Annotated in this window: 26 protein-coding genes; 10 read left to right on the forward strand and 16 right to left on the reverse strand. The window is 44.4% G+C overall.

The genetic code is table 11. From position 1 onward, the window contains the following. Positions 1–80 precede the first annotated feature (80 nt). A complete protein-coding gene (locus K2225_RS09015) occupies positions 81–1,388 on the reverse strand; it encodes an ABC transporter substrate-binding protein (RefSeq protein WP_220584441.1) in 1,308 nt (435 codons plus the stop codon). Positions 1,389–1,753: 365 nt separating this feature from the next. On the opposite strand from K2225_RS09015, the gene K2225_RS09020 reads away from it, so the two are divergent. Beyond that, complete coding sequence (locus K2225_RS09020) at positions 1,754–2,191, forward strand: Hsp20/alpha crystallin family protein (RefSeq protein WP_220584442.1); 438 nt, start codon at positions 1,754–1,756, stop codon at positions 2,189–2,191. On the opposite strand, the gene K2225_RS09025 is transcribed toward K2225_RS09020, so the two are convergent. Beyond that, a complete protein-coding gene (locus K2225_RS09025; protein WP_220584443.1) occupies positions 2,185–2,601 on the reverse strand; it encodes an Hsp20/alpha crystallin family protein in 417 nt (138 codons plus the stop codon). The genes K2225_RS09020 and K2225_RS09025 overlap by 7 nt on opposite strands. Before the next feature lie 43 nt (positions 2,602–2,644). Here K2225_RS09025 and K2225_RS09030 point away from each other — a divergent pair, with 43 nt between their 5' ends. Genes K2225_RS09030 through K2225_RS09040 form a run of 3 tightly spaced genes read left to right on the forward strand, consistent with a single transcriptional unit; the run spans position 2,645 to position 3,463 of the window. Beyond that, positions 2,645–2,842, forward strand: a complete 198-nt coding sequence (locus K2225_RS09030; protein ID WP_146817534.1) for a hypothetical protein — start codon at positions 2,645–2,647, stop codon at positions 2,840–2,842. Between the two features lie 5 nt (positions 2,843–2,847). Further along, on the forward strand, positions 2,848–3,171 hold the full coding sequence (locus K2225_RS09035; RefSeq protein WP_146817536.1) for a hypothetical protein: 324 nt from the start codon (positions 2,848–2,850) through the stop codon (positions 3,169–3,171). Between the two features lies 1 nt (position 3,172). Next, positions 3,173–3,463, forward strand: a complete 291-nt coding sequence (locus K2225_RS09040) for a hypothetical protein (protein WP_220584444.1) — start codon at positions 3,173–3,175, stop codon at positions 3,461–3,463. On the opposite strand, the gene K2225_RS09045 is transcribed toward K2225_RS09040, so the two are convergent. From K2225_RS09045 to K2225_RS09055, 3 genes are read right to left on the reverse strand one after another with little or no spacing between them, the layout of a single operon-like run. Next, positions 3,448–3,666, reverse strand: a complete 219-nt coding sequence (locus K2225_RS09045) for a hypothetical protein (protein ID WP_220584445.1) — start codon at positions 3,664–3,666, stop codon at positions 3,448–3,450. The two genes, K2225_RS09040 and K2225_RS09045, sit on opposite strands and share 16 nt — an antisense overlap. A 48-nt stretch (positions 3,667–3,714) precedes the next feature. Continuing rightward, positions 3,715–3,960 (reverse strand): hypothetical protein, encoded by a 246-nt coding sequence (locus K2225_RS09050; RefSeq protein WP_220584446.1) that lies wholly within the window; start codon positions 3,958–3,960, stop codon positions 3,715–3,717. A gap of 36 nt (positions 3,961–3,996) precedes the next feature. After that, positions 3,997–4,194: a hypothetical protein gene (locus tag K2225_RS09055; protein WP_220584447.1), complete on the reverse strand. Its 198-nt coding sequence runs from the start codon at positions 4,192–4,194 to the stop codon at positions 3,997–3,999. A 212-nt stretch (positions 4,195–4,406) separates the two neighbouring features. Here K2225_RS09055 and K2225_RS09060 point away from each other — a divergent pair, with 212 nt between their 5' ends. Both K2225_RS09060 and K2225_RS09065 read left to right on the forward strand, forming a co-directional pair. Next, entirely contained in the window at positions 4,407–5,171 is a 765-nt protein-coding gene (locus tag K2225_RS09060; RefSeq protein WP_220584448.1) for a sugar phosphate isomerase/epimerase family protein, read from the forward strand. A gap of 50 nt (positions 5,172–5,221) precedes the next feature. Continuing rightward, positions 5,222–5,755: a phosphatase PAP2 family protein gene (locus K2225_RS09065; RefSeq protein ID WP_220584449.1), complete on the forward strand. Its 534-nt coding sequence runs from the start codon at positions 5,222–5,224 to the stop codon at positions 5,753–5,755. Between the two features lie 15 nt (positions 5,756–5,770). Here the strand turns inward: K2225_RS09065 and K2225_RS09070 are convergent, their stop codons facing one another. Further along, positions 5,771–6,100 carry a helix-turn-helix domain-containing protein gene (locus tag K2225_RS09070; protein WP_089652036.1) on the reverse strand — a complete coding sequence of 110 codons (330 nt, stop codon included), beginning with the start codon at positions 6,098–6,100 and terminating at the stop codon, positions 5,771–5,773. An 879-nt stretch (positions 6,101–6,979) separates the two neighbouring features. On the opposite strand from K2225_RS09070, the gene K2225_RS09075 reads away from it, so the two are divergent. Together K2225_RS09075 and K2225_RS09080 are read left to right on the forward strand one after the other, a co-directional pair. Beyond that, positions 6,980–7,702: a CBS domain-containing protein gene (locus K2225_RS09075; protein WP_220584450.1), complete on the forward strand. Its 723-nt coding sequence runs from the start codon at positions 6,980–6,982 to the stop codon at positions 7,700–7,702. A gap of 89 nt (positions 7,703–7,791) precedes the next feature. Continuing rightward, positions 7,792–8,163: a PilZ domain-containing protein gene (locus tag K2225_RS09080; protein WP_220584451.1), complete on the forward strand. Its 372-nt coding sequence runs from the start codon at positions 7,792–7,794 to the stop codon at positions 8,161–8,163. 127 nt (positions 8,164–8,290) lie between these two features. Here the strand turns inward: K2225_RS09080 and K2225_RS09085 are convergent, their stop codons facing one another. The 3 genes from K2225_RS09085 to K2225_RS09095 form a co-directional block, all read right to left on the reverse strand. Beyond that, the gene (locus K2225_RS09085) at positions 8,291–11,368 is read right to left on the reverse strand and encodes an efflux RND transporter permease subunit (RefSeq protein ID WP_220584452.1); all 3,078 of its coding nucleotides are present in this window, start codon (positions 11,366–11,368) and stop codon (positions 8,291–8,293) included. Further along, positions 11,368–12,702: an efflux RND transporter periplasmic adaptor subunit gene (locus K2225_RS09090; RefSeq protein WP_220584453.1), complete on the reverse strand. Its 1,335-nt coding sequence runs from the start codon at positions 12,700–12,702 to the stop codon at positions 11,368–11,370. Before K2225_RS09090 ends, K2225_RS09085 begins: the two co-directional genes overlap by 1 nt. Positions 12,703–13,030: 328 nt before the next feature. Then, positions 13,031–13,651, reverse strand: coding sequence for a hypothetical protein (locus tag K2225_RS09095; RefSeq protein ID WP_220584454.1), 621 nt, complete (start codon positions 13,649–13,651; stop codon positions 13,031–13,033). A gap of 209 nt (positions 13,652–13,860) precedes the next feature. Here K2225_RS09095 and K2225_RS09100 point away from each other — a divergent pair, with 209 nt between their 5' ends. Then, a complete protein-coding gene (locus tag K2225_RS09100; protein ID WP_220584455.1) occupies positions 13,861–14,040 on the forward strand; it encodes a YjfB family protein in 180 nt (59 codons plus the stop codon). A gap of 236 nt (positions 14,041–14,276) precedes the next feature. On the opposite strand, the gene K2225_RS09105 is transcribed toward K2225_RS09100, so the two are convergent. After that, entirely contained in the window at positions 14,277–14,567 is a 291-nt protein-coding gene (locus tag K2225_RS09105; RefSeq protein ID WP_220584456.1) for a hypothetical protein, read from the reverse strand. 306 nt (positions 14,568–14,873) lie between these two features. Then, the gene (fabZ, locus tag K2225_RS09110) at positions 14,874–15,296 is read right to left on the reverse strand and encodes a 3-hydroxyacyl-ACP dehydratase FabZ (RefSeq protein WP_160910949.1); all 423 of its coding nucleotides are present in this window, start codon (positions 15,294–15,296) and stop codon (positions 14,874–14,876) included. Between the two features lie 145 nt (positions 15,297–15,441). On the opposite strand from fabZ, the gene K2225_RS09115 reads away from it, so the two are divergent. After that, a complete protein-coding gene (locus tag K2225_RS09115) occupies positions 15,442–15,588 on the forward strand; it encodes a lmo0937 family membrane protein (RefSeq protein ID WP_115823967.1) in 147 nt (48 codons plus the stop codon). Between the two features lie 44 nt (positions 15,589–15,632). On the opposite strand, the gene K2225_RS09120 is transcribed toward K2225_RS09115, so the two are convergent. The 5 genes from K2225_RS09120 to K2225_RS09140 all read right to left on the reverse strand — a co-directional run bounded on the left by K2225_RS09120 (position 15,633) and on the right by K2225_RS09140 (position 20,394). Beyond that, positions 15,633–16,727 carry a class I SAM-dependent methyltransferase gene (locus K2225_RS09120; RefSeq protein WP_220584457.1) on the reverse strand — a complete coding sequence of 365 codons (1,095 nt, stop codon included), beginning with the start codon at positions 16,725–16,727 and terminating at the stop codon, positions 15,633–15,635. Further along, on the reverse strand, positions 16,724–18,055 hold the full coding sequence (locus K2225_RS09125; protein ID WP_220584458.1) for an FAD-dependent oxidoreductase: 1,332 nt from the start codon (positions 18,053–18,055) through the stop codon (positions 16,724–16,726). The genes K2225_RS09120 and K2225_RS09125 overlap by 4 nt, the downstream gene beginning before the upstream one ends. 321 nt (positions 18,056–18,376) lie before the next feature. Then, positions 18,377–18,712, reverse strand: a complete 336-nt coding sequence (locus K2225_RS09130; protein WP_220584459.1) for a DNA-directed RNA polymerase subunit beta — start codon at positions 18,710–18,712, stop codon at positions 18,377–18,379. A gap of 21 nt (positions 18,713–18,733) precedes the next feature. Next, positions 18,734–19,552, reverse strand: coding sequence for a flagellar hook-basal body protein (locus K2225_RS09135; RefSeq protein WP_220584460.1), 819 nt, complete (start codon positions 19,550–19,552; stop codon positions 18,734–18,736). 17 nt (positions 19,553–19,569) lie between these two features. Next, positions 19,570–20,394: a flagellar hook-basal body protein gene (locus K2225_RS09140; RefSeq protein WP_220584461.1), complete on the reverse strand. Its 825-nt coding sequence runs from the start codon at positions 20,392–20,394 to the stop codon at positions 19,570–19,572. Positions 20,395–20,403 lie beyond the last annotated feature (9 nt).

Genomic DNA, 20,403 nt, shown 5'->3' on the forward strand with positions numbered 1-20,403 from the left:
CTATTTAAATATCCTAATAGAGGGGATCTTTTATAGTACCAGTAAGGGCAGCAAGCCCTTACTGGTTCCAATTCACCTAATTATTGACGAGCATCTTCCCAAGCTTGAGTCGCTCTTTGTTCTACTTCTTCCCAGCTGATGTCTCCAGCAAGGTATTCTTGTACAGCCACTCCGAATGCGTCCTCAGTCCAGCCCGTCGGCGCTCCAAGGAAGACCCATCCAAGTGTGTTGCCTTCGTTCGCATACTCATAGATTTCCTTAGAAATCGGATCTGCAATTTCCTGATCTTCATAACCTTCGTAAGCAGGAATGAACTTGAATTCTTCTGTTACGAATTGCTTCCCTTTTTCAGATGTGTACATCCAATCTAAGAAGTCTTTACTTGCTTGTACAACTTCATCTTCAGACTCTTTGTTCACAACCCAGTAGTTTGGTACACCAACAGGGATGCTTCCTTCGTAACCTTCTACAGGAATTGGAAGAAGGCCGACGTTGTTCTCAGCAAATTCAGGATCCATGGATTCAATTGTGTTGTAAACCCAGTTTCCTTGCTGAATCATCGCCACTTTACCAAGGGAGAAGTTTTCTTCAACCTGTTGAGAGTAGTCAAGGCTCAGTGTCGGTTGAACAGAGTACTCATTTTGAAGGTCTACGAAACGCTTCATTTGGTCACCCATCTGGAACTCAATCGTATCCGCTTCATAAGCTTCCATGATGTCATTGTTGAATTCATCTGCAATATACGCATTGGCTAAGTGGTTACCGATGACCCACTTCTCTTTAGCCGGGAAGGCGAAAGGTGCATCGATTCCAAGATCGCCTTTTTGATCTTCCAACGTTTGAACAGCTTCCTCTAGAGCTTCAAATGTTGTGATTTCTTCAGGATTAATTCCTGCTTCTTCAAAAACTTTCTTGTTATAAAGAAGGCCGTATCCTTCCTGGTTGAAAGGAAGCCCTAAAACTTGATCATTACGAGATACGCCGGAAAGTGTACCTTCTAGAGCTGCGTTTGCTGCATCTGTATCAGAAAGATCTGCTAAGTATTGCTCATACTCATCGACGTCTGTCGGTCCACCGACGTTGAAGATGTCAGGCTCTTCTCCAGAAGAGAAAGATGTCTTCAGTGAAGCACCGTAGTCGTTTCCTCCACCAACGGTTTTAACGTTGATGTTCACGTCCGGGTTTTCTTCTTCGTACATGGAGACAAGCTCTTCAAACTGGTCCTTGAACTCTACTTTAAACTGAAAAACATCGACGGTAACGGCATCGCCCGAAGCATTGTCGTCTGAACTACTGCTGTCGTCGGATCCAAATGAACAACCAGAAAGAGCTACAGTAGACGCTAACAGTGCTGTCGCAATCCCAGAATAAAACTTGTTTCTTTTCATCTCATCCACCCCTATTTTTTTATCAATCATTGAATCCGCTTACATACCACATCTAAGAAAAGAGTTTTTCAACTTGTGAAAACATCGCGCATACGTTTGCGCAAATGGTAGTTAAAAAACTCATCAGCTTGTCCACAATGAGTATAAAAAGAGCTATTGATTAAGATGTGAATACGTTTGCACAAAATCCATTGATTAATGAAGTTGAGTAAATCATAACACGGGGATAATACAAATACAACACCATTTTTCAAATAATTCTCCAAATAGACAGCGTTTTCATATATTCGTTTTTTCCTGCCTTTTATGTGTCGTGTCATGAACATACACGATTCCACATACTTTGTAAGAGTGAGGTGAAAGAAATGAAGAAAAAGAATGGTCCGATTAATTGGGAGGCTTTTTCGGAAAATGTAGAGAAGGTTTTAGGAGAAGATTTCTGGAACGACATGCATCATGTCATTCCAAAGCGCGGTCCTTCTTACGACTTTTTTGAAACAGAAGATCAAGCTGTCCTTGTTATAGAACTGCCCGGCCTAACAAAGAGTGACCCGGTCTACCTGACCCAGGAGGGCACTTCTATGATAATCAGAGGGGAGATCACTCCTAATTACCCTGTAGCGGAAGAAGATTTAATCCATAACGAACGGATGAAAGGAAGCTTTAAACGTGTCATTCCCGTCCCCTTCCACTATACGGCGGAAGATATCGTGACCGCCTACAAAGATGGTCTGTTGACCGTCACCATTTTTAAACGCCAGAAAAACAGGGACATTCCGATTGAATTAGAAGACCATCAATAATGCAGAAAAATCTCTTTTTCATCAGAGCTCTTTTTTTGTAGACGAACTTCAATGGCGCCGTTCTGGTATTGTGCATACCCATTTCTTCTACTCGTCTGAACAGGCAGCGCAATCTCCATTCGTTCAGCCCAAATCCCGCTTACAAACAGCTTCCCACTTCCAACACTCAACCTTATCTCTTCTACATCCACTTCGTAAGGAACGGGGATGGTGACGACTACTTCCCTCATCAGTTCCACCACTTTATAATCACTGCTCGGTTGCTTCGTCTTCTGCTGGTCTTTTGGTGTCAAAGCATCCTGAATTGACTTTTGTACGAAATCATTCATTTTCCCCATATCCATGAGATCATCAGGAAGAAAAGAACTCTCTTTCCCTAAAGGATTAAACCAATTCATAATGTCTTTCATGCTTATCTTTTCCTTTCATACATTAGTGATAGGAGGTGATGATATGAGTCATATTCAATTTAAGAATTTGTCCGTTGACCAAATCAGTGCCACATCGGGAATCTTTTCAGGAACAAACCTCCAGTCTGGATTTAAAGCCGTGCAACAAAGTTGGGAAGGAAACGGTAGAATCATCGGTCACAAAAATACCCTTCAACACAATAAACATTTAGTCATCAAACGGCCTTCTAAAAGAGTGTAGATGTTATGTTCTTTAAAAAACGTCGTCACAAGCAAACGGATATTGATGATCTTGTAAAGGAAATACATGAATTAAAACAAGTCATCCAAGGGATGCAGGGGAAGCATGTGGAATACCATATTCATTTTGACCAAGTGGATATCCACGATCCCAACCTTGAGCAGCTGACGTTCCAGTTGGACCATTTAGATATCGATGAATTGAGTGGAGCCCTTAACATGGGGAACAATTTCGGTGTCAATGTCAAACCGAAGAATTCTTCCCGCCCGGAACTTAGTCGAACGGACAACGGGTTAAAGTTCAGCTTCAAATCAAAGGAGGATTCCTAATATGGCCGGTTTATCTCCTTATTTTTTTATAGGAAACATAAGGATTGGAACAATCGAAAATGCCTCTTGTTTGAACATGGGAAACAATATCCCGACAGGATTTGAGAGTCACCAAAAACATAACCAAGGGTTCGGGAACGTATTTGGAGACGGCAATACCCTTGAAGGATTACGTTCTATTTTAAGTGACTCTGCCATCCTTGATCTAATGTCACAGGAAAACGATCAGGAAATTCCAGAGTGGGTGCAAAAACTAATAGAAAAGAAAATGGAGGATCATCCTGTAGAATGATTGGCTCCATTCTCCTTTTTTGAAGGAGGCACCATTTTCGTGATCGGCATATCAACTTCATCATTATCATGAATGACATTGACATTATAAGAAATGATATTCCCATCCCCTACGACTGTACCAAGGGCCGCATTCTGCTTTTCCTGTGTTTCCCAATGGGTTTGGGTATTCGGACCAACAAATATTCCGGAGTTATTCGTCATATGATTGACATAGATGGAATCAAACCGAATATCGATTCTAATCCCCCCCTATACCTGGACGTTCGGTTGAGGGTTGCTGATGGTAGGGTTTACGATTGGTGTATCATTAACATCATTATCAATAATGGTATTCACATTGTTGGTCGCAATGAAAAAGCCGACGGGAATCCCTGCAGCATTGTTGTTCTTCCCTTGCCAGGACCAATCCGGCTGATTGTTTTGCCCAGTAGATATGATTCCATTTTCAGTAATAGAGTTGACAGCGATTTGGTTGAAGACGACAGATACGGGCATTCCTATTCACCTCACCTTTTCTTCTGATATCCTATTCTAGAACATTTGGAATGTGTCTTTTTCGGACAAACCTATTTCTCCACCGCGCTTCCCGTAACACTCAAAGCACAAATCAATCTCAAGGGGCGATCCATCTGTAACTGTACACACTTCATAGTCACGAAGCTCTTTTTTACACTTCCAGCAAACGCTGTGAATTTCATTCATTTCCTGCATCGTCTCTTTCCAGTCCATTCGTATTCCACCTTTAGTTGTTTAGTTATAGCGTTATCTTACGCGGTCCGTAAACACTTTCAAAGTCAGTAAATCAGCTAATTCCCTTTACCTTTGGTTGTCATTTTTCTACTTTCTACTGGTTATTTTTCATTTTCGGAAGGGAATTCGACAATGGAAATCTAATCTTGATAAGTGGAGTAGAAAATGAGGATGAAAGGAAAGGGATCGATATGAATACACCTATACCTATCGCAGTACAGCTGTACACCTTACGAAATGAAACGGCTACAGACTTCGCCGGCACGTTAAGGAAAGTCGCCGATTTAGGCTTTGATGCCGTGGAGTTTGCCGGTTTTGGTGACATGACCGCATCCGAGGTCAAACGTTTATTAGATGAACTTGGCTTAAAAGCCGCTTCCAGCCACGTCCCCTTGGATGAACTGAAGAACAATCTCCCCCAGGTCATTGAGGATCAAAAAACGATTGGAAGCGAATATGTGGTTTGTCCGTACATCGAGGATCGAAGTGAATCTGATTATGTGCATTTAATTGAGGATTTGAAAAAAATCGGTGATGAATGCCGTCAACATGGCCTTACTTTGTGCTATCATAATCATGACTTTGAATTAGATCCGCTGCCGGACGGAAGAAAACCACTGGACGCGATCCTTGAGGAAACGGATGAGAACCAAGTCCAGGCGGAGTTTGATATCTACTGGCTTCAAAAGGCAGGGGACCAACCTTCTGCATGGATTGACCGCTACCAGGGGCGTACACCATTGATTCATTTGAAGGACATGACCCTTGACGAAGAACAATACTTTGCGGAGCTCGGGACAGGCGGCGTTGATTTGGATACCGTGTTCGTCCTTGGTGAGAAAGCCGGGGTTAAGTATTGGATCGTCGAGCAGGATGAAAGCCGACGCACTCCTTTAGAAAGCTTGGAGATCAGTATGAATTACTTGAAAGAGAAGTTTCCTCAACTGAATAAATAAACAGAAGAGCGTGATTTCTTCACGCTCCTTCTTTATGTAAGGAGATACGAATGGACAACGAACTTGTATTATGGATTTATGATTTTTCTGAAGCTGAATGGGTGGACGCACTCATGGTTTTCTTTTCATCATGGGGCTACAAAGCAATGATTGCTTTATTTTTTTTATTGATTTTTGCTAAAAAGACTCGGAAGCTCGGAATTGCAGCCATAGCTGCATCTTTGATGGGACTAGTCATCAGCAGAGCCATTCGCTGGATAGCGCCGAGGGAAAGACCTTTCGTAGCCCTTGAAGAGATCACGCCCTTGATCGAAAAAGAAGCAAGTGCTTCTTTTCCCAGTGAGCAAGCATTATTTGTCGGCATCTTTATCGCCTTGGTGTGGATGATCGGAAGCAGATTTAGATGGATCGGTGTTCTTCTTGGGGTGATTATTCTTATTTCAAGAGTATATCTTGGTCATCATTATGTTTCAGATGTGCTGATCGGTGCTGGTTTGGGTGGGTTTCTTTTCGCCACCCTCTACAACTTATCCAACACCCAGCAGAGTTTGCGGTTAGAAAAAGAGAAAAGCCTGACCTCTTAAAAAAGAGTCAGGCTTTTATTTATTCTGGTGGATTCTCCATTTATTAAACTCCAGATATTCACGGAATTGTTCTTTAGAGATCCCTGAATTCATCGCTTCTTGAACCAAATTCATCCAATCCTTGTCCAGCGTTTCATCCTGAGGTTCATTTTCTCCGTGGAGTAAAAAGTTGATGGAAACGTCTAGTTCCTGAGATATTTTAGTCAAGAACTGAATGGAAGGGTTCGTCTGGATATTACGCTCAATCGAACTCAAATAAGATTTTGCGACTCCTGCCCTTTCGGCCAATTCAGATAGCGACATATGTCGGTCTTTGCGAATTTTTTGAATGCGTTCACCGATCATGATCTCACCTTCTTTCCTATTGATTTGAGTATAGCACAGATTGAACAACCGTTCTATTTAAAGCACGAAAAATCAATACGGAGTCCTATGTATGCTTTGGTTTTCCCTTTTATGTATACTTCCTATTCCCTATCTTTTATTATCGTCCAATCCTACCAATTATTTAGTGAAAGTTTTACTTTAACGAACGTTTTTTAGCATTTGTTCAAGTATATGGCAGAATTCTTGAAGACTCAGTTTCGAGACCATTCGGGGTTCGTTGCGATGTTGAGCGTCAGGGGTGGGCTGGGAAGCAACTCGCCTTTCCTGTGGGGGAGTGGCGAGCTTCCTCGGACTTTGTCCTGTGGGATCTCGCCTATCTCCTTTCTCCAATGGGAGTCTCGCAGCTTCCCAACCACCCCTTTCAATGTAAGGGAGAAACGAACCCTTGTGCTCTGGATTAAGCTTTTAAGTGTTATGGAGGTGTTCTATAACCCACTTCCCATAATTTTACGAGTTGACCTTTTGGTAGTGGTTTCGAGAATCTTCCATGGCAAAGGGGCGGAGGGGAATGGCGAGGCTCCTGCGGGGAAAAAGTGCATGGTGAGACCCCACAGGACGCAGTCCGAGGAGGCTTAAAAGAATAGAGGAAGTTCGATTAAATTCGGCACGTCCTGTGCCAACATCGAACGACCCCACTTCGTGTGGGGCCCCGCGGAAGCGAGTTATTCCCCGCAGCCCCATCCACTCAACAAAAGTCTCGAAACTGAGTCTTCAACAAACGGGAGCTTTAGTTCAATAGACGGGAGATCAAATTTAGGTTAAGATGAATCACTTTTGTGTAGGTATCACACACTAACTGTAAAAATGAGTGAGAATTCTTAGGAAAAGGTGAACAAGATGAATGACATTGTGGAACAGTTTGAAATCACATTCAACCAGATCCATCAACATTTGAAAGAACTGAATGGCTTCCCGAAAAATGATAATTTCGTGGAGCTTCTTCAGCGTTCCAAACTGAAGCATAGCGTCATCCGTGTCCACTTCGATCAGTTGAAACAGTATGCGAAACTCAGAAATGCCATCGTCCACGAGCGCATCAGTGGAGATTATTATATTGCCACCCCTCATGAGGATGTCGTAAAGGCTTTGCAAAGAATTAAACGAACGCTTGACCAACCGCCCGAAGCCCTGGAATTTGCCACTCGTTCCGTCCTTTATTTCAAAGAAGACACAGCTCTTAGTCATGTGATGGAGGCTTTCGATCAGCATGGCATCTCTCAATTTCCTATTTATACGAAAGAACGGGCTTTCTCAGGCTTACTTACGAATGACGGCATCGTCCGCTGGTTATCACAGAATCATAAAAACGGTAAAATTGCTCTTGAAGACATTTGCGCCTCAGACGTCCTCCCCGTAGAAAAGGATCGCAGTGTGGAATTTTTAAAAGCAAGTGCCACTGTATTTGATTTAGAAGAGCGGTTTGAGAGAAGTTTGAATGAAAACCGGAAACTGAAAGCCGTCATTTTAACTGAAACAGGAAGTCCTGATGACTTGCCCGTGGGAATAGTCACTACCTGGGATTTGATTAAAGTGGACAGACGTGAGAGTGATGAAGATTAAAATTTTTTAGTTAAAAAGCTAAATGATTGAACCTTCACTCTTGAAAGGATATGATAAAACCATCTTAGTTTAGGAAGAGGGATGAAAGCATGAACGAACGCAGACATGAACCCTTCCGGTATCCATTCCAAACACCGCTCCCTGGTTTTTACAACAAGAAATTAAGCAGTCATGTGTCAGGTCCTATGGAAGTGAAAGACATCAGTATGAACGGATTACGCTTTTCTTGTGATTCTCAACCAGGACTGTCTATGAAAGATGAGTTGTTTCTCACCTTCATTTATGAAAATAAAACTTTCACTGCTGAAGGACGACTCATATGGATGAAAACGGAAGAGCAACGGATGACGTGTGGTGTACACGTGTTTGAATTTCCAGATCAATTAAAACAGATCATTGAAAAGCTGGGAGAATCCCTTGAGGCTGTTCAAAATGATCCAATGGAAACGAAGTCTCCGTGATGGGGGCTTTTTTAGTTTGCAGTCAATTGATTGGTGTCTTTTTCTTTGGCTCCCTCATTATTTTGTAAAAAAATGGTGTACCAGGTCATCCAATATTTGGATGACCTGGTACACCAAAAAATGTAAGTTATTCTTTTTGGGCTCTCTTTCGGAAGAAGCCGGTGATTTTGTTGGATAGGTCGTCAAAGTATGTGTAGACGACTGGAATGAGCACCAGTGTGAAGAAGCTCGATACGGTCAGACCGAAGATGATGGTGACCGCTAGAGGTTGTTGAGCTTCTGCTCCACGCCCAATGCCGATGGCTAACGGGACCATGCCGAGTACGGTCGTCAAAGTCGTCATCAGGATTGGACGCAGACGGTTAGGTCCTGCCTCTAAAATGGCTTCATAACGATCGTACGATTTCCGTCTAAGGATGTTGATGTAATCGACCAATACAATGGCGTTGTTTACGACAATCCCCGCCAGCATAATGATTCCAACAAAGGCTGGTAAGCTGAAAGGCAAGCCCGTTATAAATAAACCGCCTGAAATTCCGATAATGGTGGCCGGTAAAGAAAACATGATAATAAATGGGAACAAAAAGTTCTCAAATTGAATCGCCATGACGGCATAGACGAGGAAGATTGAGAAAATCAAGGCAAGAGACAAGTCTCCGAAAGCTTCCTGCATATCCTGCGCCTGTCCTCCTATTGTGTAGGAGTAGCCATCAGGAAAATTAAGGCGTTCGAGTTCTGCCCTTACTTCTTCCGTCGCGGTGCCTAGATCAATATTAGAAATTTCCGCTTCCACATTCACTTGTGGCTGTTGATTTTGACGGAGTAAAGACACAGGTCCTTGAACCTGGTTCAACTCCGCAATAGTCGCAAGTGGAATGAGTGACCCATTTGGTGTCTGGACCGACATCCCTTCTAAATCTGCAATGGTCTGACGCTCGTCTTCAGGAAGAATAAAGCGGACATCGATTTCATCCGTCCCATTTCGATATCGCGTCGCCACCTGACCATTGAAGCCGATCTGTACCTGGCTGATGACTTGTTGTTCCGTCAGACCATATTGCGAGGCTTTATCCTGGTTCACTTCAATCTGCATTTCAGGACGGCCTTCATCCGTTGAGGACGTAGCATTTTGTACCCCGTCGATCTCATTCATCAAATAAGCGACTTGGCCAGCAAGCTCATCCAATACTTCATATTCCCCACCATTAATTTGCACTTGCAATGGTGCTCCCGTCCCGAGACCTGCATCCAACTCACTCACTTCTATTTCAGCACCTGGGATGCCCGCGAGTGAATCACTCAATTCTTCCATAACGGTTTGGGTCGTTTTTTCCCGCTGGGAAGGTTCGACAAGCTGAATCGTATAGGAAGCAAAGTCAGAGGAGCCGTTACCTATACTTCCCATTGATCCTCCCCCAATAGAAAGGTAGCTCACATCTATGATTTCACTATAGTTCTCTATCTCTGCGTCAATTTCTTCTGTAAGAGCTTCCGTTTCCTCAAGAGATGTCCCTTCAGGCATGTTTACTCGAACTTCGACCTGTCCTTGATCGGAAGGGGGAATGAACTCTGTTCCAATCAAAGGGATGAGAGCTACACTTCCTGCAATGAGGGCGAAGGTAATCGCAATCGTTGTTTTCCTGAATTTCAATACCCACCTTAACATCGAGCGGTAGCCATCATTCACTTTTTCTAAAAAGCGGTCAAACCAGTACCGTCGTCCTTCTTCTTTCAAAGATTTTGTTAAAAGTTTCGAAGACAGCATGGGAATCAAAGTTACAGAAACCGCTAAGGAAGCAATGAGTGCAAACATGATCGTCAACGCAAGCGGGGTGAATAATTCAGATGCGATGCCCTCAACGAATATGATTGGTAAAAAGACGACGAGTGTCGTTGTCGCTGATGCCACAACTGCGGGTGCAAGCTCGGAGGCTCCTTGTTTAGCCGCTTCCACCATGGAATAACCCCGCTGGCGATAACTGACGATGTTCTCCAAGATGACGATGGAACTGTCGACCATCATCCCTATTCCGAGGGCAAGTCCCCCCATTGTAAGCACGTTTAACGTCTCACCTGTGAAATACATCAAGGTAAACGTTGATATGATTGCAATCGGGATCGACAACCCAATTACGAGCGTCGCGCGCACACTTTTCAAAAACAGAAGCAAGACTAAGACGGAAAAAATACCGCCGAGGATGATGTTCAATACGACGCTGTTGATCGATATTTTAATGAACTCGGATGTATCTAAAACGATGCTTGTTCCCACACCTTCGGGCAGGTCTGATTTCAGCTCATCCATCGCTTCCCGGACGTTATCAGCGGTTTCAACGGTGTTGGCATCCGTCTTCTTCAGAATGGAAAGCACAACAGAAGACGAACCATTCACCTTGCTGATGGTGTTGGAATTGGTAAGCGTTTCGTTCACCTCAGCAATTTGACCAAGCGTCACTTGCGCCCCTGTCGGAGATTGAATCCTTGTTTCTCTCACATCTTCCACTGAGTTGAATTCCCCATCAATCCGGATTTGCAAGTCCTTCTGCCCTTTCTCGATGGTTCCAGCTGAGGCTGATTGATTGGCCGCATTCAGCGCCTGAATCAACGTTTGAGAATCCAAGCCGTATGTAGCCATCTGAGCACGATCGACGAGGACTTGGACTTCTTTTGTCTGTCCGCCTTCAATGCTGACTGAGGCGACTCCTTCCTGCCTTTCAAGAAAAGGAACCAGCCGGTTTTCTGCTATTTTCTGGAGCTCATCCGGCGTATCGCCTGACAGGCCGACCGTCATGATCGGCAGCTGTTGCGGATCAAAACGGAGAACACTTGGATCTGATGCTCCTTCTGGTAAAAGCCCTGTCACTTGATCCACGTTTTCCCTCACTTGTAAGAGTGTGCTGTCAAGGTCCACACCTGTATTGAACTGCATAAGAACGAGTGACGCCCCAGCCTGTGATTGAGACTGGAGCACCTCGAGCCCTTCAATACTACTGACAGAAGATTCCACAGGCCTGCTGACAAGTTTCTCAACCTCTTGAGGTGCCGCGCCTTCATAGGAAGTCGACACAACGGCAATAGGCAGGTCAATTTCAGGATATAAATCAATCGTCAAACTCCGAAGTGATACAAACCCAAGACCAAGGATCGCAGCAACGATCATGATGACTCCGACAGGTCTTTTGACGGAAAGGTTCACAAGCTTCATCAGGAATCCTCCTCCATGATGGTGACTTGATCCCCGTCTGACAAGGTCAGCTGCCCTGTCGTAATCACCGTCGCATCTTCAGGAAGGTTTCCGGACACCGCTGTGAAATCCGACTGAGATTCTAAAACGGAAACGAGAACCTGGACGGCTTCTTCATCCACTACCTGATAAACGAATGTTTCATCATTCTGTTCTACAAGACTGTCTGTCGGGACAATAAGCGTATTTTCCACCACATTTTCAGGAAGTAAAAAAGTGGCCATCATCCCTGGTTTAATTTTTTCGTCCCCATTCCCTACCGTTGCTTCAACGGGGTATAGGCCAGTATCATCAGGTACGGAAGAGACGTAACTGACGGTTGAGGTGACCTGCTCTTCCAGGGAAGGAAGGTCGACGGTCAGTTCCGCTCCTTTTTCAAAAAGAGTGAGTTGATCAGCGGTGACAGAAGCTGTAATCGTCATGGGATCCAGGCTGACGATGGTGGCAAGTGGCTGTTGATTGCTTACCATATCCCCTTCACTTGCATTCAATGTCGACACTTCGCCTGACGTAGGGGCGGTGATCGCTTCATTCTCGGCTTGCTCCTGAGCCTGGTTCAATTGAACATTGGCTTGTTCCACCTGAAGCTCCGCCTGCTCGACGGCTACACGGGCCTGCTCCAATTGTTGTTCCGCTTGATCGACTTGCGCCTCTGCTTGTGCTACTGCGGACGAAGACTGAGGCTGCTTCCCTTGTAACTGCTGGTATTGAGCATACGCTTGATCTGCGCGGTTCTTCGCTTGTTGATAGAGCGCATCGGGGATCGTGCCTTCATCAGCCAATTTTTTTGTTTCATCAGCCAGTTGCTTCGCTTGTTCGTACTGTTGCTTGGCTGCTTCCGCTGCCTGAGCCGTTTGACTAGCCTGCGACTGCGAGGCCTGTTCAGCAAGGTCGACCTGCTCCTTTGCATTTTCAACACCTTCCGCCGCCTGCTCTTTGGATACTTGAGCATTTTCAAGCTGCGTTTGTGCTTGCCGGAGGGCGATTTGCTGCAATTCTACCTGATTATCTACATTGCCTCCTGGACGTACGACGGCTATAGTTTCTCCTTTTTCTACTCTGTCCCCTTTAGCAACATTCAAAGTCGCTAATTCTCCTGGGGTTTCAGGCAGGACAGGTGAAGTGTCGGCAGCGGTCGCACGGGCCACCAGTTTACGTTCCACAACAAAATCCTCTTTTTTCACGGACTCCACCTTGACCGGCGTGATCCGTTCCTCTATTTCCTCATTGGTTTCTTCCTGGTTACAAGCGGTTACAAAGAAGAGCACCATGAACATGAAAATCAACCGTTTCATCTAAGACTTCCTCTCCATATCAGACTCTCGTAAATCTCCCGAACTGTTATCTATAACCTTCTTTATTTTTCCCCTCAACCGGTGAGAGGATACCCATTCAGACGTACTGACCATGTAGTCATAATTACGATTAATGTTACTAAATCGCGATTTGTAATGCAACTTGTAGTATTCCTTCGAAAATGACAAAATTGTGACTAATTTTGGAAGTCAACCACTTTCATACCTGGCACCGCTCTATAGTAATTCTTCCTACACTGAACCGGGTACGAATAAAAAAATGCACAAAAAAGCTGAACCTGTTGAATCAGGTTCAGCTTTCTATTTTTTACTGCAGGTTATTACCAAGCTGGGCAACAATTAAGTCCAGCTTCTTGACTTTCGGGAGCTCGTAGCCGGGGAAACGTTCGTCAAAGTGAGCAAAAGCAGGGGCTAATGCTTCATCTTCAAGGAGTTCCTCATAAGTTCGGAACGTATGTTGGTACTGTCCTATATAACGCTTCATCTTCTTATCAAAGCCTGATAAGTGATAGGTGGATGAGTAATCGAAGGCTTTGACAATATCACTATCGTACGTTGGGAAACTCGGGTTAATGGTATGCAGCATAGAAGCAGCTAATGGAAATTGCATGGTCGGGTTTCCTTTGTGATTTTTCACCTCGTAAAGACTTTTCGTAATGTGGACGATGTTCGGGCGTTCATATCCACGTTGCTCTTCCATGAGTTTGAAATAATACGTTTCAAACTCTTTCGTCAAACTTGGATTGTCGAGACGGAAAAAGTGCCGAAAGATGAATTGATAGAGCGTGTCGTCAGGTACATAAGTATCCTGAAAGACCGTATGAAGATAGAGATACACGTCCAATTTTTCGAGTGGGATCCGGTTCACCACTTTTTCATAGTCTTCCAAGATCAAATCTTTCAGGTCGTTTGCCGTTCTGTATTTCATCAATAATCACCTCTATTCGCTTATTCCACACATGAGAAACCTGAAAACGCCTGATTGTAAATTTTTAATGAATATTTCTATTTCCATTTTACATAAGATTCTAACGTTTTCCAAAGGTTTTCAAACTTCCGGACTGAGATATCGTTCGTGCGCAATCTCGCTTTAGTTTATCAAGAACCAACCGATGGTATAAGAAAAGGAGGGATAAGATGGACATCGCGGCACTATCCATGGCTATGAGTACGACAAGCCTGAAACAACAATCCAGTCTAGCTTTAATGGATAAAGTAAAAGGAGATGCAGAAGAAAAAGGGAACCAAATGGTTGAAATGCTTAAACAATCCGTTCCTCACCCTGATCTCGGTAACCGGCTTAATTTGAGAGGATAAAAAGGGAGAGACAGTAGAGACCTCTTACTGTCTCTCTTTAAGGGGTGGTTTACATCGGACAACGCCTGGCTATGAGTGGTTTCATTTTATTTATGGTTGGAATAGGCTTCTATCTTCTCCAACCCCTCTATGTTTTAAGGTTTCTCATCCCAGTCTTTACAATTGGGGGAGTATGTATGGTAGCCATTTCCACCTTTCTTTCCATGAAAAAAAGCCGCTGAAAAGGCGGCTTTCTTTTATTCATTATTATTTTCTTCGTCTTCTGTAGCACCATCATCTGTCATGCCGTCTTCCCCGTTCTCACCATCTGTCATATCATCTTGTTCTTTTTCTTCTTCGTTCATGTCGCCTTCTTCATCCATACCGTCTTCTCCCATGTTGTCCTCTTCGTTGTTGTTCTCTTCTTCCATATTTTCTTCTTCTTCCATGTTGTTTTCTTCTTCTTGAGGCTCCTCTTCAGAAGCACATGCTCCTAGTAGGGATACGGCAAAAAACGCGACTAACAGTTTCATAAGTAATGCTTTCATCGGTATTTCCTCCTTTTAATGATTTCCCAAACTATTATGTCCATATCCTGTAAGTTCATCCATATATATTGAAAATTTTTCTATCTCATTATTCGAATAAGACTCCCTTTACTTGAAGACATAGTTTCGAGATGTTTTTGATTCGAGGGGCTCCAGGAGAAGGATCGCTTTCCATCGGGCGGGAGGCGACCTTCCTCGGACTGCGTCCTCCAGGGCAACGAATCCGATGGCTTCTCGAGAGTGAGCCTTCTACCATTCTGCAAGTACTAAAAAAGAACGCAGCGGCTGCTGCGTTCTTTTTCTTGATTATTTCAAAGCAAACATGATTTCCGCTTCACATGCGATTTCTCCATCGACGGAGGCTGTTGCTTTTCCTTTTCCTACAGGACCTTTCAAACGAACGATTTCCACTTCCAATTTCAAGCGGTCACCAGGCTTTACTTGACGTTTGAAACGACATTTGTCAATTCCTGTAAAAAAGGCAAGTTTGCCCTGGTTTTCTTCCTTTTTCAGCATGGCTACAGCTCCCATTTGGGCCATCGCTTCTGTGATCAGCACCCCCGGCATGACAGGATAATCTGGGAAGTGTCCCTGGAAGAAGGGTTCGTTCATTGTCACATTTTTATATCCGACTGCGCGCTCACCTTCTACAATCTCTTCTACTTGGTCAATCAGTAGAAATGGATAACGGTGTGGTATGATTTCTTTGATTTGTTGTATGTCTAGCATGATCAGGCTCCTTTCCTATTCCATGCTTTCATTATAAAAGAAGCACAAGCCAGGGACAAAGTTTTTTCTGAGGTCTCGTTTCAAACTAGTGATTTAGGGAAAATATACAAGTAAGTTTACCTATTACAAAAAGGAGGCCACTGCGATGCTCTGGACGATTTTAATTATTATCCTCGTTCTATGGCTGTTAGGCTTACTTGGAGGGATTGCCGGGAATTTGATTCATATTCTTCTTGTGGTAGCTCTCGTCGTTCTCATCGTCCGTCTTGTACAAGGGCGCGGGCGTTTATAGCCAAATGAAAGAAACCGCTATGGAGTCCTCCATAGCGGTTTTATTTATGAACTCCGTGTTAGTTCATTCGTAGAGGAAGTGCTGGTCGAAAGGGTTTGTTCACTACTTCCTGCCATTTGCGTCTGTTTCATTTCCCTAACAGGACTTGTCGGGCTCAACCAAAACGTGTACCAGGATCCTTCTTTAATAATCGGATCAAGGTCGAACATTTCATATTTGCAGTTTTGAGAGATCTCTTTCAACTCTCCCTTGTTCGGCAAGGCAAATAGGTTGGAGTGAGCGACAAAGAAGCTGTTAAATGCTGAGGAAAACGCTTCTCCATGTTCCGTTTCATTGATTGGTGTAATGACAGATATGAGTCCTTGTTTACTTACATAGGTGTGGAGGTGGTTCAATAGCCCCCTGCGGTCTTCTGGATGGATATAGTGGAAAATGTTATGCAGGAGAACAACATCCACCTTCTCGCCATCCCGAGGTTTCCACTCGCTAATGTCTCCGACTTCAAAGCTGATGTTCGGATAACCCTCTGATAAGGTACGCGCTTTTTCAATAACCTTCTGATTGATATCTACCCCAATCATTTCGAGGTGCGGATATTCCATGGCCAGCTTCCTTAAGTAACCCCCATGGCCACAACCTAAATCTACGACAGAAGTCACTTTTTTATCTTTTATCATTCGCTTAATTTTCTTAATAGCAAAATGCTCGAGGAGTGCGGAAGTCTCTGCTACCACTTCCCCATGGCGTTCATGATTGAATTCTGCCCGTTCTTGGGATTTCATGATTTCTGGATACTTCAACAATGTTGGCAGGTGTAGTTCCATGATTTCTTTTAATAAAGCTTTGACGCCAGGGGACTGGTCGTCTCCCATCAAACTTGCACATTTTCTCTTTGATGTTCGATAGCGGTTGTTCGGACGTTTCTTCATATGCTTGACGGCCACCCCCACCTTTACCCAGGAGGCGAGAAGGTCATATGGGTAGCCCGTTTTCTCACTGATCGCTTCAACCGTCCTCGCTGTCCTGAATTCATCAAAAAGACCGAGTTCTGACCCCACATAAGCGTGCCAGCTTGGCAAAAACGATTCGTTCTTTTTCATCCATTTCCTTGCCTGCATCGCCGTTACCCATTCATTCATGATATCCTTCCTTTCTCGTTTCTTTTCCAAGGATAATCTTCCGCTTCAGAAAAGAGATACTGACGCTGTTTCTGATCTGATACCCTTTTTCTTCTTGGTGGAAGCATACTGCCTTGGACGGCTCTGTCCACCAAAGAGAAATCCCATTTTCCGAGTCCTGAAATGTTCAGCATTTGTTTGACGTGAAGCTGGTCATCATCATAAATCCTTTGAACAGCTTTCATTCGGAACTTCCTCCACCATTCATATTGGAACGAGTACACGAGAGCGGATAAGTGACTCAAGTTGAGTAAAAATTCTACGCGGGGTCTGCGAATATCTTCATAATAATGGAGGTAATCTGTGTAGTTTTTTCCCTCTTCCTTACACCAGGCCAGAAGCTCACCTAAAACATCAGCATCCTGTATGGCAAGATTCATCCCTTCTCCTGCCATGGGATGGACGGTGTGTGCAGCGTCTCCAAGAATAGCTACATTTCCGGAATAATAACGATCGACATGGTACGTAAACGGAATCATCAGCTGAACCGTTTTCCAATCTTCAATGGTCCGAACCCCTTCGGAAAGCTCAGGTTCTAGTTCACTATAAGCTTGATAGAGAGACTCCAAGCCTTTTTCCTGAATTCTTTTATACTCGCCTGCTTTGATTAAAAATACGGTCCGTACTTCATTATCAGGGAGAGGGAATAATCCTAAAAAGCAGCTGGGTGTTGTAATGATCTTCCCTTTTGTGAATGATTCTGGCCGGGGAATAGTCACCGTCAGAAAATGGTGGTTGTAGTCCTTCCTTTTTACGTGGACATTCATCGCATCACGCGTGGGTGAGCTTCGTCCCTCTGCCCCTATGTACACTTGAGCCTGGACGTAGAATGTCTCCTTTTTACGCTTTACTTTTGCCATCCCATTTTCAAAACCCGTGAACCGGGCTCCGGGCAGGTAATGAAAAAATTCATCATACTCCTTGCCCTTATTCCTGAGAATCTCTTTCGTTTTTTCATGCGGAACCATCAAGGCGTGATCGTAGGTGCTTGCTACACGACTGTAACTAAGCTCTGTCAGGTTGATTTCTTCAGGAGTGCTGCCACGGTTGCGTTGAACTTCCTGAAAACGGAGCTGGTCGATCACATGACCGTTCTCTTCCACCTCGTCCAATACGCCCAACCTTTCAAGAATAGCTAATGTCTTCGGTTGCAAAAGTTCACCTTTATATACAGGAGATTCCCTTTTGAGCTGCTCCGCTATGACCACGTGCACACCGCGGCTCGCGAGCTTCGCTGCAAGAGCAAGTCCCCCTACACCACCACCTGCAATAAATACATCTGCTCTCATGATTATGATCCCTCCCCGCTGCTTTGTCCTCTGTACGGGTGTAATTCCCTAATCCTCGGCTTGAAAACATCCGATGCTTTGCTTAACCGGTACGAGAAGTGAAATATCCGTACCTGGCACGCTGTTGATAGTGAGCGGTGCCTGGCACCACAAAAGGTGTGAATATGAATGTTCAGTGCCAGGCACCTTCAGCCGTACGCAAGGTACCAGACTTTTTGTTCAGAAAATCACAAAATGCAATCAAAAAGAACACGAGCCGTAGCGGCTCGTGTTCTGCATATTTAATAGGCTCATATCATAGAATGAAGTACAAGCTTGAGGTTATTCTGTTTTCGTAACAATATCCCAAATATGGCGCCATGTATCAACTTCAAGCGCGTCTGTTGGGTTTCCATCACCAATAACTCCATATCCGACCATCAATCCAATCAGTAAGGCAGCCACACTGAAAAGAAGGACAAGGATGATACGCAGCCATATCGGCAGGACACGCCGCCGTCCTTTTTTCGGAGCTTTCTCTTTAGCTTCCGATTTCTGTTTTTTGGACGATGCTTTCGCAGGCTTCTGCTTCGTGGCTTCATCTAAAGCTTGACGCTTTTTTTCTCTTTCCTGATCTTTATTTAGCTTTTTGCCTTTTGAATTAGGATCTATTGCCATGGTCCGTCAAACTCCTTACGTTTATGATCTCAGTTGACTCACAAGCCCCATCATTCGATCACCTGTGGATATGGATTTTGCGTTAAATTGATAGGCACGCTGAGCCATCAGCATTTCTGTCATTTGCTTGGCTACATCCACGTTCGATGTTTCAAGCACCTTGGACTGCATATTTACATCTCCAGTAAGCACATCTCCCATAATTCCATCCTCTGCTTCATCAGGAATACGGAAACGATTCGCACCTACCGATTCTAACATACGTGGCCGGACAGCTTCACTAACTTCCAATGTACCTTCAATCACTTGGTTTTGATCTCTCGTTACGAGAATCCTTCCATTCGAATCGATGTTGATCGCTTGAAAGTTGTCTTCAAGTATAATGTTTTCGCCGTCCGCTCCGATGACAGGATGACCTTTTGCATCTGTCAGCAGCAGTTGCCCATCGTCAACCGGGTTCAAATAGAAGTTTCCTGCACGGGTGAAGTGAACTTCCTCTCCTTGTTCTGTCGTGACTCGAAGGTTGAACATATGTCGGTCTTCCAATAAAGCCACATCCAGTTCCCGGCCGGTGTTTTTCAAGCTGCCCTGAGTCAGATCAAGGTTTGTGTGGCCAAGCTTTGCTCCCGCACCAATTCGGATGGTTTCAGGTGTCAGCCGTCCGACCTCTGCATCAGAATGAGACTGGTTATCGATTTGTTGATACAATAATGAAGAAAAATCGGCGCTGCGGCTTTTGTATCCTGTCGTTTCACTGTTGGACAAGTTGTTTCCGACAAGATCTAGCTTCTTCTGCAGCTGTCCCATCGTTACAGCCGATTGGATCATTGAACGATTCATGAAGGTTGCCACACTCCTTAACTAAGTCTTCCGATTTCCGTCACTGCTTTTTGCATGCTTTGATCATAAGCTTTTAAGACACGCTGGTTCATTTCAAACGAACGGTATGTATTCATCATTTCAGTCATGGTTCTGTTCGGATCAACATTGGAACGCTCCAGATGGTGTTGACGAATCGAGTAACCCACTCCATCTTCCGCTCCAGGGTTCACGATGAGGTTCCCTTCTTCAGAAAGACGAAATAGATCGTTCCCTTCTTTCACCATTTGAGAAGCATCCGGCGTGTAAGACAACCCAAGTGCGAAAGCCTGTCCATCTACGGTAAGCTCTCCATCTTGCGAAACATCAAACTCCATGCCACCCGTGTCCATCGGATCTCCGTTTCTATCCAAAACATAGTACCCGAGGTTCGTCGTCAAAAACCCTTCGCCATCTACAGTGAAGTTCCCATTGCGTGTGTACCGCTCTTCCCCATCCTCATTCTGGACACGAAAAAAAAGGGAACCAGATTCGTCAGGTACCTCATTTTGTACAAGGGCAAGGTCTGTCCCCACCCCTGTTTCTTTCAAATCTCCTTGTACAAACGAAGGAACGGCTTCCTGCATATACACCCCTGTGTTAAGGGATCCTACATGTCCGCCATCAGGTATTTTGAATCCATTATTCGTCGGAACCGTCTTGCTTCCCATCCGCTCTATTAATAGCTCTGGAAAAGCACGCATTGTCCCCTGGTCTGCTTTGTAGCCTGGTGTGTAGGCGTTCGCCATATTATTCGACAACGTTTCCTGCATCCTCTGGTTGGCCATCATACCTGCTGCTGCTGTGTAAAATCCCCTTAACAAGGTGTCTTC

Source organism: Halobacillus sp. Nhm2S1, from assembly GCF_019599545.1.
Lineage (GTDB): Bacteria > Bacillota > Bacilli > Bacillales > Halobacillaceae > Halobacillus.

Bases quoted from the DNA above. Each gene is read 5' to 3' on its own strand.
- K2225_RS09015 (WP_220584441.1), bottom strand. From the start codon at position 1,388: ATGAAAAGAAACAAGTTTTATTCTGGGATTGCGACAGCACTGTTAGCG.
- K2225_RS09020 (WP_220584442.1), top strand. From the start codon at position 1,754: ATGAAGAAAAAGAATGGTCCGATTAATTGGGAGGCTTTTTCGGAAAAT.
- K2225_RS09025 (WP_220584443.1), bottom strand. From the start codon at position 2,601: ATGAAAGACATTATGAATTGGTTTAATCCTTTAGGGAAAGAGAGTTCT.
- K2225_RS09030 (WP_146817534.1), top strand. From the start codon at position 2,645: ATGAGTCATATTCAATTTAAGAATTTGTCCGTTGACCAAATCAGTGCC.
- K2225_RS09035 (WP_146817536.1), top strand. From the start codon at position 2,848: ATGTTCTTTAAAAAACGTCGTCACAAGCAAACGGATATTGATGATCTT.
- K2225_RS09040 (WP_220584444.1), top strand. From the start codon at position 3,173: ATGGCCGGTTTATCTCCTTATTTTTTTATAGGAAACATAAGGATTGGA.
- K2225_RS09045 (WP_220584445.1), bottom strand. From the start codon at position 3,666: ATGACGAATAACTCCGGAATATTTGTTGGTCCGAATACCCAAACCCAT.
- K2225_RS09050 (WP_220584446.1), bottom strand. From the start codon at position 3,960: ATGCCCGTATCTGTCGTCTTCAACCAAATCGCTGTCAACTCTATTACT.
- K2225_RS09055 (WP_220584447.1), bottom strand. From the start codon at position 4,194: ATGGACTGGAAAGAGACGATGCAGGAAATGAATGAAATTCACAGCGTT.
- K2225_RS09060 (WP_220584448.1), top strand. From the start codon at position 4,407: ATGAATACACCTATACCTATCGCAGTACAGCTGTACACCTTACGAAAT.
- K2225_RS09065 (WP_220584449.1), top strand. From the start codon at position 5,222: ATGGACAACGAACTTGTATTATGGATTTATGATTTTTCTGAAGCTGAA.
- K2225_RS09070 (WP_089652036.1), bottom strand. From the start codon at position 6,100: ATGATCGGTGAACGCATTCAAAAAATTCGCAAAGACCGACATATGTCG.
- K2225_RS09075 (WP_220584450.1), top strand. From the start codon at position 6,980: ATGAATGACATTGTGGAACAGTTTGAAATCACATTCAACCAGATCCAT.
- K2225_RS09080 (WP_220584451.1), top strand. From the start codon at position 7,792: ATGAACGAACGCAGACATGAACCCTTCCGGTATCCATTCCAAACACCG.
- K2225_RS09085 (WP_220584452.1), bottom strand. From the start codon at position 11,368: ATGAAGCTTGTGAACCTTTCCGTCAAAAGACCTGTCGGAGTCATCATG.
- K2225_RS09090 (WP_220584453.1), bottom strand. From the start codon at position 12,702: ATGAAACGGTTGATTTTCATGTTCATGGTGCTCTTCTTTGTAACCGCT.
- K2225_RS09095 (WP_220584454.1), bottom strand. From the start codon at position 13,651: ATGAAATACAGAACGGCAAACGACCTGAAAGATTTGATCTTGGAAGAC.
- K2225_RS09100 (WP_220584455.1), top strand. From the start codon at position 13,861: ATGGACATCGCGGCACTATCCATGGCTATGAGTACGACAAGCCTGAAA.
- K2225_RS09105 (WP_220584456.1), bottom strand. From the start codon at position 14,567: ATGAAAGCATTACTTATGAAACTGTTAGTCGCGTTTTTTGCCGTATCC.
- fabZ (WP_160910949.1), bottom strand. From the start codon at position 15,296: ATGCTAGACATACAACAAATCAAAGAAATCATACCACACCGTTATCCA.
- K2225_RS09115 (WP_115823967.1), top strand. From the start codon at position 15,442: ATGCTCTGGACGATTTTAATTATTATCCTCGTTCTATGGCTGTTAGGC.
- K2225_RS09120 (WP_220584457.1), bottom strand. From the start codon at position 16,727: ATGAATGAATGGGTAACGGCGATGCAGGCAAGGAAATGGATGAAAAAG.
- K2225_RS09125 (WP_220584458.1), bottom strand. From the start codon at position 18,055: ATGAGAGCAGATGTATTTATTGCAGGTGGTGGTGTAGGGGGACTTGCT.
- K2225_RS09130 (WP_220584459.1), bottom strand. From the start codon at position 18,712: ATGGCAATAGATCCTAATTCAAAAGGCAAAAAGCTAAATAAAGATCAG.
- K2225_RS09135 (WP_220584460.1), bottom strand. From the start codon at position 19,552: ATGAATCGTTCAATGATCCAATCGGCTGTAACGATGGGACAGCTGCAG.